Annotated in this window: 16 protein-coding genes; 8 read left to right on the top strand and 8 right to left on the bottom strand. The window is 72.5% G+C overall.

Annotated elements, in window-relative coordinates; all coding sequences use genetic code 11:
* Positions 1–50 precede the first annotated feature (50 nt).
* Together OHT61_RS19985 and OHT61_RS19980 are read right to left on the bottom strand one after the other, a co-directional pair.
* The gene (locus tag OHT61_RS19985; RefSeq protein ID WP_443049489.1) at positions 51–1,466 is read right to left on the bottom strand and encodes a metallophosphoesterase; all 1,416 of its coding nucleotides are present in this window, start codon (positions 1,464–1,466) and stop codon (positions 51–53) included.
* 51 nt (positions 1,467–1,517) lie between these two features.
* Positions 1,518–1,763 (bottom strand): SCO4848 family membrane protein, encoded by a 246-nt coding sequence (locus tag OHT61_RS19980; protein ID WP_329040137.1) that lies wholly within the window; start codon positions 1,761–1,763, stop codon positions 1,518–1,520.
* Between the two features lie 121 nt (positions 1,764–1,884).
* Between OHT61_RS19980 and OHT61_RS19975 the strand changes: the two genes are divergently transcribed.
* The gene (locus OHT61_RS19975; protein ID WP_329040136.1) at positions 1,885–3,132 is read left to right on the top strand and encodes a D-alanyl-D-alanine carboxypeptidase family protein; all 1,248 of its coding nucleotides are present in this window, start codon (positions 1,885–1,887) and stop codon (positions 3,130–3,132) included.
* On the opposite strand, the gene OHT61_RS19970 is transcribed toward OHT61_RS19975, so the two are convergent.
* Entirely contained in the window at positions 3,080–4,009 is a 930-nt protein-coding gene (locus tag OHT61_RS19970) for a YihY/virulence factor BrkB family protein (protein WP_329040135.1), read from the bottom strand. The genes OHT61_RS19975 and OHT61_RS19970 overlap by 53 nt on opposite strands.
* A 128-nt stretch (positions 4,010–4,137) precedes the next feature.
* Between OHT61_RS19970 and OHT61_RS19965 the strand changes: the two genes are divergently transcribed.
* The gene (locus OHT61_RS19965) at positions 4,138–5,487 is read left to right on the top strand and encodes an FAD-binding oxidoreductase (protein ID WP_329040134.1); all 1,350 of its coding nucleotides are present in this window, start codon (positions 4,138–4,140) and stop codon (positions 5,485–5,487) included.
* Between the two features lie 97 nt (positions 5,488–5,584).
* Positions 5,585–6,343: a decaprenylphospho-beta-D-erythro-pentofuranosid-2-ulose 2-reductase gene (locus OHT61_RS19960; RefSeq protein ID WP_329040133.1), complete on the top strand. Its 759-nt coding sequence runs from the start codon at positions 5,585–5,587 to the stop codon at positions 6,341–6,343.
* 111 nt (positions 6,344–6,454) lie between these two features.
* Here OHT61_RS19960 and OHT61_RS19955 read toward each other — a convergent pair whose 3' ends face one another.
* Together OHT61_RS19955 and trpS are read right to left on the bottom strand one after the other, a co-directional pair.
* Positions 6,455–7,045: a 2'-5' RNA ligase family protein gene (locus tag OHT61_RS19955; RefSeq protein WP_329040132.1), complete on the bottom strand. Its 591-nt coding sequence runs from the start codon at positions 7,043–7,045 to the stop codon at positions 6,455–6,457.
* Positions 7,046–7,157: 112 nt separating this feature from the next.
* A complete protein-coding gene (gene trpS, locus OHT61_RS19950) occupies positions 7,158–8,171 on the bottom strand; it encodes a tryptophan--tRNA ligase (protein ID WP_329040131.1) in 1,014 nt (337 codons plus the stop codon).
* Positions 8,172–8,258: 87 nt separating this feature from the next.
* Here trpS and OHT61_RS19945 point away from each other — a divergent pair, with 87 nt between their 5' ends.
* The 3 genes from OHT61_RS19945 (at position 8,259) to rocD (ending at position 11,252) form a co-directional block, all read left to right on the top strand.
* The gene (locus OHT61_RS19945; protein WP_443049488.1) at positions 8,259–8,915 is read left to right on the top strand and encodes an RNA polymerase sigma factor; all 657 of its coding nucleotides are present in this window, start codon (positions 8,259–8,261) and stop codon (positions 8,913–8,915) included.
* A 266-nt stretch (positions 8,916–9,181) separates the two neighbouring features.
* Positions 9,182–9,661, top strand: coding sequence for a hypothetical protein (locus OHT61_RS19940; protein WP_329040130.1), 480 nt, complete (start codon positions 9,182–9,184; stop codon positions 9,659–9,661).
* A 385-nt stretch (positions 9,662–10,046) separates the two neighbouring features.
* Positions 10,047–11,252: an ornithine--oxo-acid transaminase gene (rocD, locus tag OHT61_RS19935; RefSeq protein ID WP_329040129.1), complete on the top strand. Its 1,206-nt coding sequence runs from the start codon at positions 10,047–10,049 to the stop codon at positions 11,250–11,252.
* A 188-nt stretch (positions 11,253–11,440) separates the two neighbouring features.
* Here the strand turns inward: rocD and OHT61_RS19930 are convergent, their stop codons facing one another.
* The 3 genes from OHT61_RS19930 to pdxR form a co-directional block, all read right to left on the bottom strand.
* The gene (locus OHT61_RS19930) at positions 11,441–12,628 is read right to left on the bottom strand and encodes a glutathionylspermidine synthase family protein (RefSeq protein WP_329040128.1); all 1,188 of its coding nucleotides are present in this window, start codon (positions 12,626–12,628) and stop codon (positions 11,441–11,443) included.
* Between the two features lie 5 nt (positions 12,629–12,633).
* Entirely contained in the window at positions 12,634–12,909 is a 276-nt protein-coding gene (locus OHT61_RS19925; protein WP_329040127.1) for a hypothetical protein, read from the bottom strand.
* Positions 12,910–13,167: 258 nt separating this feature from the next.
* A complete protein-coding gene (pdxR, locus tag OHT61_RS19920; RefSeq protein ID WP_329040126.1) occupies positions 13,168–14,568 on the bottom strand; it encodes a MocR-like pyridoxine biosynthesis transcription factor PdxR in 1,401 nt (466 codons plus the stop codon).
* A gap of 47 nt (positions 14,569–14,615) precedes the next feature.
* Between pdxR and OHT61_RS19915 the strand changes: the two genes are divergently transcribed.
* Entirely contained in the window at positions 14,616–15,122 is a 507-nt protein-coding gene (locus tag OHT61_RS19915; RefSeq protein ID WP_329040125.1) for a carboxymuconolactone decarboxylase family protein, read from the top strand.
* Between the two features lie 239 nt (positions 15,123–15,361).
* On the top strand, positions 15,362–15,511 hold the full coding sequence (locus OHT61_RS19910; RefSeq protein WP_443049485.1) for a hypothetical protein: 150 nt from the start codon (positions 15,362–15,364) through the stop codon (positions 15,509–15,511).
* The last annotated feature ends 84 nt before the right edge of the window (positions 15,512–15,595 follow it).

Genomic DNA, 15,595 nt, shown 5'->3' with positions numbered 1-15,595 from the left:
GGGATTCCCCGGCGTCCTCCCGGGCCTGGCCGGGGCCCGGATCCGGCCGCTCAGGCCTGGCGGGAGGCCAGTTCCACCACGGTGATGTCGGACGGCGCGCCGACGCGCACCGGCGGCCCCCACGCGCCCGCGCCCCGGGAGACGTACAACTGCGTGTCGCCGTAGCGTTCGAGGCCCGCGACCGTGGGGTTCGCGAGTTCGGCCACCAGGTTGCCGGGCCAGAGCTGGCCCCCGTGGGTGTGGCCCGAGAGCTGCAGCCCCACCCCGTACTCGACGGCGTCGTCGATGACGACGGGCTGGTGCGCGAGGAGGACGGAGGCGCGGCTGCGGTCCCGGTCACCGAGGGCGCGGGCGAAGTCAGGTCCCTGGCCCTCGCTTTCACCGGCGATGTCGTTGACCCCCGCGAGGTCGAAGCCGGCGATCTCGACGCGGGCGTTCTCCAGCGGGTGCAGGCCGAGTTCGCGGACGTGGTCGACCCACTGCGCGGCACCCGAGAAGTACTCGTGGTTGCCGGTCACGAAATAGCTGCCGTGGCGGGCATCCAGACCGGCGAGCGGCTCGGCGGCGGAGCCGAGGTCCGCGACCGAGCCGTCGACGAGATCGCCGACGACGGCGACGAGGTCCGGGCTGGTGGCGTTGATCGTGTCGACGATGCGCCGGGTGTGCGCGCGGCCCAGGACCGGACCGAGGTGGATGTCGCTGACCACGGCGATCCTGAAGCCGTGTGCGGAGCGCGGGAGACCGGCCAGCGGCACGGTGACCCGCTTGACCCGGGGGCCGCGCATGACCCCGTACGTGCCGTATCCGACCGTGCCGAGGCCGGCGAGGGCGGCGGCTCCGCCGACGGCTCGGGCGACGAACAGCCGGCGGGAGGGGCCGGCGGCCGTCGCTGCGTCCGGGGTGCCCGGAGCGGGTGCGGCGTCCGTCGTGGCGGCGGCCTCGTGGAGGGCCGGCGCTTCCGCCGGTGCCCCGTGGGTGGCCGCCTCGGCCTTCGTCGCCGCCGGGGGTTCGGGCCCGTCGGCGGCGTCCGTACGGGAGCCGGCGGCGTCCGTACGGGAGCCGCCCGCCGGTCGCGTGCCGGAGACCGCCTCGACGGTCCGGCCCGTCGGCGCCGTCGGCCCCGGGGGCGGGGCGGCGTCGCCCGCCCGGCGCGCGAGTACACGGCGCAGGACGGGGCGCACGGCCTCTCCGGCCAGCAGGGCCAGCGTCAGGTAGAGCAGGGCGGCCAGCCACAGGTAGCCCGGCCAGGCGAGTACCTGCTGCACGACGAAGGGGAAGCCGGTCCGCCCGGAGACGAGGGCGCCCACGGACAGCAGCGGCAGCACGAACGCCGCGACGGTGCCCGCGCGGCGCGCGAGGCCGCCCGGTCGTGTCGTGTCACCGATCAGCCGCCGCCAGACGTAGCGGTGCACAAGGACGAGCAGGGCGAGGACCGCCACCGCCACGAGCACGAAGACCACAACCACGAACGCTCCCCCGCCGAAATCCTGTCCTGGCGCCGTCGGGCGCCCGGCCCGTCATCTGTCTGCGTGACGCAAAGCCCTGACACCACGGAACCCGATGACTCCGACGGCCGTCCCCAGAAGAAACGAGGTGATGGCGAGCAGGAGATGGACCCAGAAGTAGGCCGTCGGTCCGCCCGCGTCGTCGAACGCGAGCCCGCTGCCGTCCTTCCACAGGTTCTTTGCAAAGGTGATCCAGATGAACCAGCTCCACACCCCGAACACGAGCAGGAACCAGGAGACGGGGCGGCTGAGCTTCATACGATCAGTATCTCCGCAGCGCTCCGGGCCGGTCGCCCGGGGTGGGCTGTCCCGGCGGAATGCACGGCGGGTCAGGGCATCCGGGTCCCGATACTCAGCAACGCCATGTACGTTTCCGACCGTGCCTGCTCTGAAAAAGACCGTAATGACGGTCCTCTCTGCCGCGTTGCTGTCCGTATGTGTCGCCGGTCCCGCAGGGGCGGCCGACAAGGACAAGACCGACGACAAACAGCCGAAGCCGACCGGTCCCATGTCGACCGTGGGCGGCAAGAGGCTGGGCGAGGCGGGCACCCAGGTCCAGCTGGGCCCCGGCGCCCCGCTGCTGCCGAAGAAGCTCACCGGGCGGTCCTGGATCGTCGCGGACGCGGAGAGCGGGGAGGTCCTCGCCGCGCACAACGCCCACTGGCGGCTGCCGCCCGCCTCCACGCTGAAGATGCTCTTCGCCGACACGGTCCTGCCCGCCCTGCAGCCGAAGTCCCTGACCCACATGGTCACCGAGGACGAACTGGCCGGGGTCGGCGAGGGCAGCAGCCTGGTCGGCGTCAAGGAGGACCAGGCCTACACGGTGCACGACCTGTGGCTCGGCGTGTTCCTGCGTTCGGGCAACGACGCGGTGCACGTGCTGTCCGAGATGTACGGCGGCGTGCCCGCCACGGTAGCCGCGATGCAGCGGCACGCCGAGGAACTGCAGGCCCTCGACACCCGGGTCGTCTCCCCCGACGGCTACGACTCCCCGAACCAGGTCTCCAGCGCGTACGACCTGACGCTGTTCGCCCGCAGCGGCATGCAGAAGGCGGACTTCCGCGAGTACGCCGCGACGGCGACGGCGGACTTCCCGGGCGCGCAGAAGAAGGGCAAGAAGCGCGAGACCTTCGAGATCCAGAACACCAACCGGCTGATCACGGGTGACATCGGCGTGGAGCCGTACAAGGGCATCGCGGGGGTCAAGAACGGCTACACCACCCACGCGGGCAACACCTTCACGGGCATCGCCGAGCGCGACGGCAAGGTCCTGCTCGTCACCGTCATGAACCCGTCGGCCGACGAGAGCCACGCCGTCTACAAGGAAGCCGCCCACCTGCTCGACTGGGGCTTCGCCGCGGACGGCAAGGTGACCCCGGTCGGCGAACTCGTCCCCCCGAAGTCCGCGGTGACCGGCCCGGCGAAGGACTCCGCCCCCGCGGCCGGCGCCGGCAAGGCGGAGAAGAAGCACGCGGCCACCACGGCCGCCGCCGCGTCGGGGTCCAGCGGGGTCTGGACGGCCCTGTCGATCGTCGGCGGCCTGCTGGTGGTCCTGGCGGCCGGGGTGTTCCTGGTCAACCGGCGCTGGCCCCTGCCGGACCTGGTGCGCCGCCTTCCCCGTCGCTGACCTCATCGGGGGCCGGCGCGTCACCGCCCTTGCTCGGCGTCGCCGTCCAGGCGGCGCAGACGAGGAGCAGTTTGGCGCTGAAGTTGATCCACAGGAGCAGTGCAATGGGCACGCCGAAGGCGCCGTACATGCTCTTCGACGCCACGTCCCGGATGTAGCTGCCCAGCAGGAGCTTGAGGAGTTCGAAGCCGACGGCGCCGACCAGGCCGGCGACGATCAGCCGGCGCCGCGGGGGTTCGACGCCCGGCAGCAGGGTGAGCAGGTAGAGGAGCAGCAGGAAATCGGCGCAGACCGCCACCGCCACGGCGGCCACCTGGAGCAAAATCCCGCCCGCACCGTTCTCCGGGATGCCCAGCCGGTCGGCCGTCCAGCCGATGGCGGTCGAGGCGACGGTGGACACGGCGAGGGTCGCGATCGCCGCACCGCCGAGACCGAGCAGCAGTCCGGCGTCCTTGAGCTTGCGGACGACCGGATTGCCCTCGTCGACGTCGTCCTTCTCCCACACCGCGCGCAGGCAGTCGCGCATCGAACCGATCCAGCCGATGCCGGTGAAGAGCAGCAGCAGACCGGCGACCACGCCGATGGTGCCCGCGTGGGCCACGAGGTTGTCGATGCCGAGCTGGTCGGAGATGCCCGGCACCTGTTCGGCGAGCTTGTCCTCGATCCTGTCCAGCTGCTCGGTCGACAGCAGGGCGGCCCCGACGGCGGCACCGACCGCGATCAGCGGGAAGAGGGCGAGGAAACTGAGGAAGGTGATCGCCGCTGCGAGCCTGGCCCAGTGCACCCGTTCCAGCGTCTCGTAGGAACGCCAGGCGTGCGTCTCCATGAGCCGTGCGACGAGCGGCCCGACGACGGGGAGTCTTTTCAGCCAGTCCATGCCCTACGCGTACCCCTCCGGGCGTGGAAAACCGACGTGGGGGGCTCCCCGTGCCGCCAATCACCCATTTCGGTGAGTGCTGTAACAAATCCCTCAAAAGGGTTTTCTCTGGCGATACCGTCACGTTCATGTCCGTCGACACGGTGTCCTTGACCGGCTGGGGCCGCACGGCCCCGACGACCGCTGTGCGGTTCCGCCCCGACACGTACGAAGAAGCCGTGGTCGCCGTCCGGGGCCGAGGCCCCCGGGGGGTCGTGGCCCGCGGGCTCGGCCGGGCGCACGGCGACGCGGCGCAGAACGCGGGCGGCTCGGTCGTCGACATGACCGCCCTGGACCGGATCCGCTCGCTCGACCCGGCGACGGGCGCGGTCGTCTGCGACGCCGGGGTGAGCCTGCACCGTCTGATCGAGACGGCCCTCCCGCTCGGCTGGTTCCTCCCGGTCACCCCCGCGACCCGGCGGATCACGGTCGGCGGAGCCATCGGCTCGGACGTCCACGGCAGGAACCACCGGACGGCGGGGTCCTTCACCCGGCATGTGCGCGCACTCGAACTGCTCACCGCCGACGGTCAGGTGCGCACGGTCCTCCCGGGCACCGATCTGTTCGACGCGACGGCGGGCGGCCTCGGCCTGACCGGGGTGATCCTCTCCGCCACGCTGGCCCTGCGACCCGTCGGCACGTCGCTGATGAGGGTCGACACGGTGAGGGCGGCGGACCTGGACGAGGCCATGGCCCGGCTGGCGACCTCGGGCGACGCGGCCCCGTACGCGACGGCCCGCATCGACCTCCTGGCACGCGGCAGGGCGACGGGCCGGGCCGTCGTCACGCGCGGGGAGCACGCACCCCTCGATGCGCTACCGGCGCGCGCCCGGCGCACGCCCCTGGATCTCCGCACCGGGCTGCGCCCCGCGGCGCACGCCCTGGTCCCGGAGGGACTTCTCGGCCGGACCGCCGACACCCTCCTGAACGGGCTGCGCCACCGCGGCACCCTCCCGTCGCGGACCGGGGACCTGCGCAGCGTCTCCGCCTTCCTCCACCCCCTGGACGCCCTGCCGGACTGGCGCCGCCTCCGCGGCGCGGGCGGCTTCGTCCAGTACCAGTTCGCCTTGGGGCACGGCCACGAGGAGACCCTGCACCGCATCGTCCGACGGCTCGTCCGGCGCCGATGCCCGGCCTTCCACGGCACGCTCGAACGCCTCGGCGACGCCGGTCCCGGCTGGCTCTCCTTCCCCGCCCCCGGCTGGACGCTCTCCTTCGGGCTGCCCGCCGGCCTCCCGGGCCTCGGCCGGCTGCTCGACGATCTGGACGACGAGGTCGCCGCGGCGGGCGGGCGTGTCTTCCTGGCCAGGGACGCGCGGCTGCGGCCGGAACTGACCGAGGCGATGTACCCGCGGCTGCCCGAGTTCCGGGCCCTGCGCCGGGAGCTGGACCCCTCCGGCGCCTTCACCTCCGACCTGTCCCGCCGGCTCGCGCTCTGAGCGGTCCGGCGGGCCGGCTGCCCCGGCGGGGTCCTGTCCGGGTCTCCCGTCCGCCGGCGCGCTCTCCCCACCCCGTCATCCCGCTAGGAGTTTCGCTTTGAAGGACGCCTTCGGTGCCCCGCAGTCCCTGCTCGTACTCGGCGGCACCTCGGAGATCGGTCTGGCCACCGCACGGCGGCTGATCGCCCGCCGCACCCGGACCGTGCGGCTGGCCGGACGCCCCTCTCCGGCCCTGGAGCGGGCCGCCGCCGATCTGCGCGGGCTGGGGGCCGACGTCCGCACCGTCGACTTCGACGCGCTCGACTCCGCCTCCCACGAGGAGGTGCTCGGAAAGCTCTTCACCGAGGGCGACATCGACATGGTGCTGATGGCCTTCGGCGTCCTGGGCGACCAGGCGCGCGACGAGGAGGAACCGCTCTCCGCGGTCCGGGTGGCACAGACCAACTACACGGGGGCGGTTTCCGCCGGCCTGGTGTGCGCGGGCGCACTCCAGGCGCAGGGGCACGGCTCGCTGGTGGTGCTGTCCTCGGTGGCCGGCGAACGCGCGCGCCGCGCGGACTTCATCTACGGCTCCAGCAAGGCGGGCCTGGACGCCTTCGCCCAGGGCCTCGGCGACGCGCTCCACGGGACCGGGGTGCACGTGATGGTCGTACGCCCGGGATTCGTGCGATCACGCATGACGGCGGGGCGCGAGGAGGCTCCGCTCGCCACCACCCCCGGGGCGGTCGCGGACGCGATCGTGACGGGCCTGGGCCGGCGTTCGGAGACGGTGTGGGTGCCCGGCGCGCTGCGGGTCGTCATGTCGGCCCTGCGGCACGTCCCACGGCCCCTGTTCCGGCGGCTGCCCGTCCGCTAGACGGCCTCGCGGGTCCGCGCCACTCCGGGCGGGGCTCCGGCCCGGCGTGGCGCGACCGCACGGGTTATCGGTGCGGAGCGTTGCGGAGCCGTCCGTACCGGCCGGAACGGATCAGGGACGCAGCGACGGCTGGTCGACCGCGCTGCCGCCCTGGGCGGGTACGGCCGGCGCGCTGCCGCCCGCCCCGAACGGGAACTCGTTGATCTTGCGCCACACGCCGTCGCTGCCCTGCTCGTACAGCGCGAAGGAACCGCAGGTCCAGGCCGCCTCGTACGAGGACAGTTCCTCGTACGCGCGGTCCATCGCCTCCTCCGCGATGCCGTGCGCCACGGTCACGTGCGGGTGATAGGGGAACTGCAGTTCCCGTACGAGCGGTCCGGATGCCTCCCGGACCCGCTTCTGGAGCCAGGAGCAGGCCGAGGCGCCCTCGACGACCTGCACGAAGACGACCGGTGAGAGCGGCCGGAAGGTACCCGTGCCCGACAGCCGCATCGGGAAGGGGCGGCCGGCCGTGGCGATCTGTGAGAGATGGGTCTCGATCGCCGGGAGGTCGGCCGCCTCTGCCTCGGTCGGGGGGAGAAGGGTGACGTGGGTGGGAATGCCGTACGCGGCAGGGTCCCCGAAGCTCGCGCGCCGCTCCTGGAGCAGGCTGCCGTGTGGCTCCGGGACCGCGATCGAAACGCCAAGCGTTACGGTCCCCACGTCGTTCTCCTCAATCGTCGATCGTCTGTTCTCGGTCGAGCCTCGGTCGTACGTCGGTCGTGCCGACGTCAGTGTGACCCCTCCGGCCGCGATCTCGCCAGGGTCGTTGGACTCAGTGCTTCGCGGGCAGAAGACCCATCCGGTCGTAGGTCCGGGCGAGCGTCTCGGCGGCGACGGCCCGCGCCTTCTCCGCTCCCTTGGCCAGGAGCGAGTCCAGCGTCTCCGGGTCGTCCAGATATTCCTGGGTCCGGGTCCGGAACGGGGTGACGAACTCCACCATGACGTCGGCGAGGTCGGTCTTGAGCGCGCCGTAGCCCTTGCCCTCGTACTTCTGCTCCAGGTCGGCGATCGTGGTGCCGGTGAGGGTGGAGTAGATGCCGAGGAGGTTGCTGACGCCCGGCTTCTTCTCGGCGTCGAAGCGGATCACGGTGTCCGTGTCGGTCACCGCGCTCTTCACCTTCTTGGCCGTGACCTTCGGGTCGTCCAGGAGATTGATCAGGCCCTTGGGCGTCGAGGCGGACTTGCTCATCTTGACCGCGGGGTCCTGCAGGTCGAAGATCTTCGCCGTCTCCTTGAGGATGTACGGGGCCGGGATGGTGAACGTCTCGCCGTAGCGGCCGTTGAAACGCTCCGCCAGGTCGCGCGTGAGCTCGATGTGCTGACGCTGGTCCTCGCCCACCGGGACCTGGTTCGCCTGGTAGAGCAGGATGTCCGCGACCTGGAGCACCGGGTAGGTGAAAAGGCCCACGGTCGCCCGGTCCGCCCCCTGCTTGGCGGACTTGTCCTTGAACTGCGTCATGCGGGACGCCTCGCCGAAACCGGTGAGGCAGTTCATGATCCAGCCGAGCTGGGCGTGTTCGGGCACGTGGCTCTGGACGAACAGCGTGCAGCGCTCGGGGTCGAGCCCCGCCGCGAGCAACTGGGCGGCGGCGAGCCGGGTGTTCGCGCGGAGTTCGCTGGGGTCCTGCGGGACGGTGATCGCGTGCAGGTCCACCACCATGTAGAAGGCGTCGTGGGACTCCTGCAGAGCCACCCACTGGCGGACCGCACCGAGGTAGTTGCCGAGGTGGAACGAGCCTGCGGTGGGCTGGATTCCGGAAAGCACGCGGGGTCGATCAGAGGCCATGTCTTCATTGTCTCAGGTGTGGAACCGATCTCCGGCAGCCGGTGTAGGAAAGATGTGAGGACGCGGGGAGGGGCCGCAGGGCCCGGCTTGGAGGGGGACCGCGCCGCCGTCGACAGGTGCGGCGGTGGCGCTGTCGGGCGTGCCGCGGCGGTGCCGGCGGTCGTCGCCGGCGGCGAGTCCGCGGTGATCGCGCGCGTGCGCGCCGGGGACGCGGAGGCGTACGCGCAGCTGGTGCGGGCGCACACCGGTGTCGCGCTGCGCGCCGCGGTGGCCTTCGGAGCCGGTGCGGATGCCGAGGACGTGGTGCAGTCCGCCTTCTTCAAGGCCTACCAGGCCCTGGGCCGGTTCCGGGACGAGGCGTCCTTCCGCCCGTGGCTCCTGCGCATCGTGATGAATGAGACGAGAAACACGCTGCGCTCGGCGGGCAGGGCGCGGGCGGTGGCCGGGAAGGAAGCCCGCTGCCGGGGTGCGGATCCGGTGATACCCGAGTCGGCGGATCCGGCGGTGGCCGCACTGGCCGAGGAGCGGAAGGCGCTCCTTGCGGAAGCACTGGACGAGCTGAGCGAGGTGCAGCGCCAGGTGGTCACGTACCGCTATCTGCTGGAGATGGACGAGGCGGAGACGGCACAGGCACTCGGCTGGCCGCGGGGGACGGTGAAGTCCCGCCTGAACCGCGCGCTGAAGAAGCTGGAGCGGCGGCTCGGCGGTCAGCTGGGCCCGGATGAGGAAGAGGGTGGGAGTTAGCCGTGGAAAGGGCGAGGGACGAGGGTGACGCGGAGCTGCCCGGGGCGGACGACGGGTGGCGGGGAGGACGGAGGGGAGGACGGCAAGGAGGTCATGCTGCCGGGTGGGGTGACCACCGTTCGGCGCCGCCCCGGTTCCGCTCGGACAAGGACGGCTGCGCAGCGCCCGCGCCGGACCCGGGCGCCGGCAGGGGCGGGGGCAGGGGCAGGGCAAATGCGGCCGGGACGGACGAAGGCCGGTGCAGGGAGCGGCTGCGGGCCGATCTGATGGCCCTGCGCGACGGACTCGACGTACCGGATACCGACGGATCGACCATGGCCGAGCGGGTCCTTGCCCGGATCGTCGCGGAGGCGGTCCCCGTGCCCGTGGGCGGGGCCGTGGGGCGCAAAGAGCGCGCCTGGGCCTGGTTGCGGCAGCGTGGGCGGATGGTCGCGGCGGCGCTCGCCGGCCTGCTCGTCGTGCTCGCGCTCACCCCGCCGGTCCGGGCGGCCATCGCCGAATGGTTCGGTGCCGGCGGGGTCCAGGTGCGGTATGCGCCGGGCTCTCCGGGCGAACCGCAGAGCCGGCGGGCGGCCGAGGCACCGGGCTGCGGGGCCGACCGGGCCGTCCCGTCCGTGCCTGCGCGGGCCGGCCGGCCCGTGCCGGAGCCGGTCCGGCAGGCGCACTTCGCTCATCCGGGTCGCGATGCGGTCGCGGCGGTCGGGTCCTCGGAGCGCCGGGCACCGCCGGAACTGACGGACGGTTGAGCAGGGCGAGCCCCGGCGTGACGGCAGGTGGGTCCCCAGGTTTCGGGCCCCGGGGGGCGGGCTGCGGGCCCTCGGACCTCGGGTCCGTGTCCACGCGGTCTGCTGGACAGCGGCCGTCGTCCCAGGGACCGGTCCGGTGGTCGCTCCCTCGTCCGGATCTGCCGCCGTGCGGGCAGGGTGGCGGCGGCCGTCGCCGCAATCCTGCCGTCGCGAGGGAGCCCGCGTGCCGGGGCTCGCTCCCCGGGCTGACCGTGTCGGGCCCCATGGTCACCGCGGCACCGCTCGTGAGGCGCGCCGCAGAGCGAATGTTTCCCCGCCTCCGATCCGACCGACGATACAAAGTGGGCACCACCCCCGCCCACTCCGCACGACGAACGGAGATCCCGTGTCGACCACGGACAACGCCATCGCCTCCGCCGAGGCGCACAGCGCGCACAACTACCACCCGTTGCCCGTCGTCGTCGCCTCGGCGGACGGCGCGTGGATGACCGACGTGGAGGGGCGCCGCTACCTCGACATGCTGGCCGGCTATTCGGCGCTCAACTTCGGTCACGGCAACCGCCGCTTGATCGATGCCGCCAAGGCCCAGCTCGAACGCGTGACGCTGACGTCCCGGGCCTTCCACCACGACCGTTTCGCCGACTTCTGCACCCAGCTCGCCGAACTCTGCGGGATGGAGATGGTCCTGCCCATGAACACCGGCGCGGAGGCCGTGGAGACGGCGGTGAAGACGGCCCGCAAGTGGGGCTACCGCGTCAAGGGGCTCCTGGAAGGGACGGCGAAGATCATCGTTGCCGCCGACAACTTCCACGGCCGGACGACGACCATCGTCAGCTTCTCCACCGATCATGAGGCGCGGGCGGACTTCGGGCCGTACACGCCGGGATTCGAGGTCGTGCCGTACGGGGATCTGACCGCACTGTCCGAGGCCATGACCGACAACACCGTGGCCGTCCTGATGGAGCCGATCCAGGGCGAGGCGGGGGTGCTGGTCCCGCCACCGGGTTATCTGGCGGGCGTGCGCGAGATGACCCGTGAGCGGAATGTGCTGTTCATCGCGGACGAGATCCAGTCGGGCCTCGGCCGTACGGGCAGGACCTTCGCGTGCGAGCACGAGGGGGTGGTGCCCGACATGTACGTGCTGGGCAAGGCGCTGGGCGGTGGTGTCGTTCCCGTGTCGGCCGTGGTCTCGTCCGCCGCGATCCTGGGGGTGTTCAAGCCCGGGGAGCACGGTTCGACGTTCGGGGGGAACCCACTGGCGTGCGCGGTGGCCCTGGAGGTGGTGGCGATGTTGCGCACCGGCGAGTTCCAGCAGCGCGCGGCGGAGCTGGGTGACCACCTCCATCGCGAGCTGGGGCTCCTGACCGGTGGCGGGGCCGTCGAGGCCGTGCGCGGCCGAGGCCTCTGGGCCGGTGTCGACATCTCCCCCGCCCTCGGCACGGGGCGGGAGATCTCCGAGAAGCTGATGGACCGAGGCGTTCTGGTCAAGGACACCCACGGATCGACCATCCGCATCGCCCCGCCGCTGGTCATCAGTAAGGAGGACCTGGACTGGGGGCTGGACCAGCTGCGCGCGGTCCTGGCGGGCTGAGGCGGTGCCCGTGCCGGCGGGCGACCGCCGGCTCCGGAGGACGGCCGGCCCGGGAGGACCGCCGACCCGGAGGATGCGACGCTCAGCCGCTCAGTCGCTCCGCCTCTCGGACGGCGGCCGGCGCGGGTCACGTACCGATCGGAGGGCGGCCGCGGCTCGGACGACGTTTCGATCGGAGGGCGGCCGGCTCAGAGGATGACGTGGGGCAGGAACCGGGCGTACTCGTCGGTGATCAGCCCCGCCGACTCCCGTATGCCGAGCCCCGCGGCCTCGTCGCCCACCACCCATGCGCCGAGCACCACGCGGTTGCCGGCGAAGTCGGGCAGCGGTGCCAGTTCCTGGTAGCAGCAGGGCTCGTCCCGCCGCACCGGGGCGCTGCCGGGCTCGTGGACCGTGACCCCGGCGCCCTCACGGCCCAGCAACGGCTTGGCGACGTATCCCGCACCGTCGGCACCGGCCAGTTCGCGCGGGCCGTCGAGGTAGGCGGGGAGCAGGTTCGGATGACCGGGGTACAGCTCCCAGAGGATGGCCAGGAGCGCCTTGTTGGAGAGGAGCATCTTCCAGGCGGGTTCGATCCAGCAGGTGCGTCCGGTGCCACCACCGTTGTCGAGGGTGTCCAGCACGTGCGGCCCGAAGCGGTCCGTCGCCAGCCACTCCCAGGGGTAGAGCTTGAAGCAGCTGCGGATGAAGCGGAGCCGTTCGTCGACGAAGCGGCCCGACAGCCGGTCCCAGCCGATCCGCTCGACGGACAGGGCCTGGGTGTCGATGCCGGCCTGGGCCGCGGTCTCCCGAAGATAGGCGACGGTCATCAGGTCCTCGCCCAGTTCGTCGCCGTCGGAGTGGGCGAAGTGCAGGGGGCCCGGGGGCAGCAGCGGGGCCTGCTTCCTCCACGCCTCGACGAGGCGTTCATGGAGGGAGTTCCACTGGTCGGCGCCCGGGAAGCGGTCCTCCATCCAGAACCACTGGGGGCTGGCGGCCTCGACCAGGGACGTGGGGGTGTCGGCGTTGTACTCCAGCATCTTCGCCGGGCCGGTCCCGTCGTACCGGAGGTCGAAACGGCCGTAGATGGACGGGAGTTCGGCGCGGCGCCGCCAGGACTCGGCTATCAGGCCGGCCAGGCGGGCATCGGTGATGCCGAGAGCGCCGAAGCGGTCGTGCTCGACGATGTGCGCGGCGGCTGCCAGACACATGGCGTGGAGTTCCTCGACGACCTCCTCCAGCGCCTCGACCTCGGGCAAGGAGAAGACGTAGTAGGCGCTCTCGTCCCAGTAGGGGCGCAGCGAGCCGTCCGGATAGCGCGTGAGGGGGTAGATCAGCCCCTGCTCCTCGACGGTCTGCTGCCAGCCGGGACGCGGCTCGATGGTGCGGCGTTCCATCCGGGTCAGCCGCCGCTGGAGTGGGAGGAGCCGAATCCGTCGCGTTCGACGGCCGACCGGTTGAAACTGCCGCCCGAGACACGGTTGTTGTGGCTACTGCCGCCGTAGTAGTACGAGCCGTGGCCGTCGCTGTCCTTGCATTCGTAGCTCGGCAGGATCTCCTGGGTCACCCGGTCGACGCACCGCTCGTCCGGTTCGGAACTGCAGGCCGTCAGCGTGGCCGCGAGGACCCCCATGCCTCCGAGCACCACCGTGCTGGACCTGAGTGTGCGCTTGTCCATGGTCTCCACTCCCCCGTCGTATCCGCGAGCCCGCGTTCTCCCGCCGGCCGCCGTTCGCGCCGGCGCTCGTGCGGCGCGAGCCGGGACACGCTGCCAGAACCCCGTATCGCTACGCAGGTTCGCAGGTTCGCCGGCTCGCCCGAGAACTGCCAGTCAGATTAGATGGCCGACCCGCGCGGCTGAAACCGGCCCGTCGGCTCCACCCGTTTCTCGGGTGCGCGCGTGCCTTCGCCCCCTCCGGGGCGGCACGGGCGCTTCCTAGGGCAGTACACGGCAGAGCGCGTCCAGCGCCCCCGACCAGCCGCTGTCCGACGGGGTGCCGTAGCCGATGACGAGGCCGTCGCGCCGCGCTTCCGCATCCGGGTGCCCGAAGCGGGAGAGCCGCTCCAGCGCCAGCCCCTGCCAGGTGGCCGCCTGGACCACCGTGTGCTCGGCTCCCGGGGGGAGTTCGAGCACGGCGTGCAGCCCGGCCGCGATGCCGCTCACCCGGAAGTCCGGGGCCCGCTCGGCCAGCGTCTCGACGAGCTGGTCCCGCCGGCGCCTGTAGCGCAGACGCATGGCCCGCACATGCCGGTCGTACGCACCGGACGCGATGAACTCCGCGAGAGTCAGCTGGTCCAGCGACCCGGTCATCCACTCGGGGCCGCCCTTGGCGTCGCACACCTCCCGGACGAGCCCCTCCGGCAGCACCATCCAGGCCAGCCTCAGGGCCGGGGCGAGGGACTTGCTGGCCGTGCCCATGTAGACGACCCGTTCCGGGTCGAGCCCCTGGAGGGCGCCCACCGGCAGGCGGTCGTAGCGGAACTCGCCGTCGTAGTCGTCCTCCAGGATCAGGCCGCCCGAGGAGCGTGCCCAGTCGACCGCCGCCGCCCGCCGGTCGGGATGGAGGGGGACGCCCGTGGGGAACTGGTGGGCCGGGGTCAGCAGGGCCGCCCCCACACGGCGCATGCCGCGCAGGTCACCGGTCCTGGCCCCCAGCTCGTCCACCGGAAGGCACGGGGTGGCCAGACCGGCCGCGGTCAGCAGGTTCCGGTGGATGTCGAGCCCGCTCGACTCGACGGCCGCCTGTCTCGCGCCGCGCTGCCTGAGCACTTTCCCCATCAAGGCGAGTCCGTGGACGAATCCGGAGCAGATGACGATCCGTCCGGGGTCCGCGTACACCCCGCGTGCCCGCGCCAGATAGTCCGCCAGGACCGTTCTCAGCTCGACGCGGCCCTGTGGATCGTCGTACCCGAACGCCTGGTCGGGTGCGGCCGCGAGGGCCCTCTTCGACGCCTTGAGCCATTCGGCGCGGGGGAAGGTCGAGACGTCCGGTGATCCCGGCATCAGATTGTGGACGGGCCGCCGCCGCATCTGCCGGGAGGGGGTGCGGGGCGTTCTCGGCCCGGCCGCGTCGGCCCGCTGCGCCACGCTCGTCCCCGAGCCCTGCCGCGCGGTGAGCCAGCCCTCCGCGACCAGGTCGGCGTAGGCGTCGGCGACGGTGTTGCGGGCGATGCCCAGGTCGCGGGCGAGCGTCCGCGAGGAGGGCAACCGGGTGCCGGGCGCCAGCCGGCCGGTGCGGACGGCCTCCCGCAGCGCGTTCGTCAGCCCACTGCGCAGGCCCCCGCCGAGCGGTTCGATGTGCAGGTCGGCACCGAAAGCGGCCCAGGATTCCGTCATGGAAATGGACCATACCGCTGCGCCACCGGCCGCGTAGCGTCGTATCCATGACGACGAACGCAGAGCACCTCGCGACCTCCGAGTACGCCCCCGAGCACCCCGCCCGCCTGCAGTGGGCCCAGCTCGCCCCCGATGTCTACAAGGCCATGGTCCGGCTGGACGCCGCCTCCCGTAAGGGACTGGAGCCGAAGCTGCTCGAGCTGGTCAAGATCCGCGCCTCGCAGCTCAACCACTGCGCGTTCTGCCTGGACATGCACACCAAGGACGCCCTCGCGGCGGGCGAATCGGTCGAGCGTGTCGTCCAGCTCAGCGCCTGGCAGGAGTCGCTGCACTTCTACACGGAGAAGGAGCTGGCGGCGATCGAGCTGACGGAGGCGGTGACGGTCCTGACCGACGGGTTCGTCCCGGACGAGGTGTACGCGAAGGCGGCCAAGCAGTTCGAGGAGGCCGAGCTGGCGCAGCTGATCGCGGCCATCACGGTGATCAACGCCTGGAACCGCTTCGGCGTGACCTGCCGGCTGACGCCCGGGCACTACACCCCCGGCAGTCACTGAGCCGACCGGCCGGCGGCGGGGCCCTCGCCCCGCTCCCGGCCGTCTCCCATGCGTGCGGCCCCTCACCCGCCCGCGTCTCCGCCGGCCGCGCATCGGCCGGCCGCACATCGGTCGGCCGCGCGCCCGCTACCGCCGCACCGCCGCGCGCTTCCCCCGCGCACCGCGCCCGTCGCACCGGGGCTCATCGCACCTGACCCGTCCCTGGCCCCTCTCCCCTCGTCCGTCGCCCGGGAGTACCGATGACCGAGTCCGCCGCCGCCTTCCGCGCACTGCATCACGGCCGACCGCCCGGCGAACTGGGCGCGGCACGCGTCACGTTCGGGCCCCCGCTCCAGCGCCGGGCCGCGGCGGCCGTGCGCGGCCCGGCCGACCGGCTCAACGGCCGCTGACGGGCCTGGCCTTCGAGGGGGTGCGGCCTTCCAGGGCCGCCAGGGGTACGCGCGAAGGCGCCCCCGGCAGCAGTCGCTGCCGGG

The organism is Streptomyces sp. NBC_00178, assembly GCF_036206005.1.
Taxonomy (GTDB): Bacteria; Actinomycetota; Actinomycetes; order Streptomycetales; family Streptomycetaceae; genus Streptomyces.
Note: the sequence above shows the minus strand (reverse complement) of the source record. Positions and strands in the feature narration are given on the sequence as shown.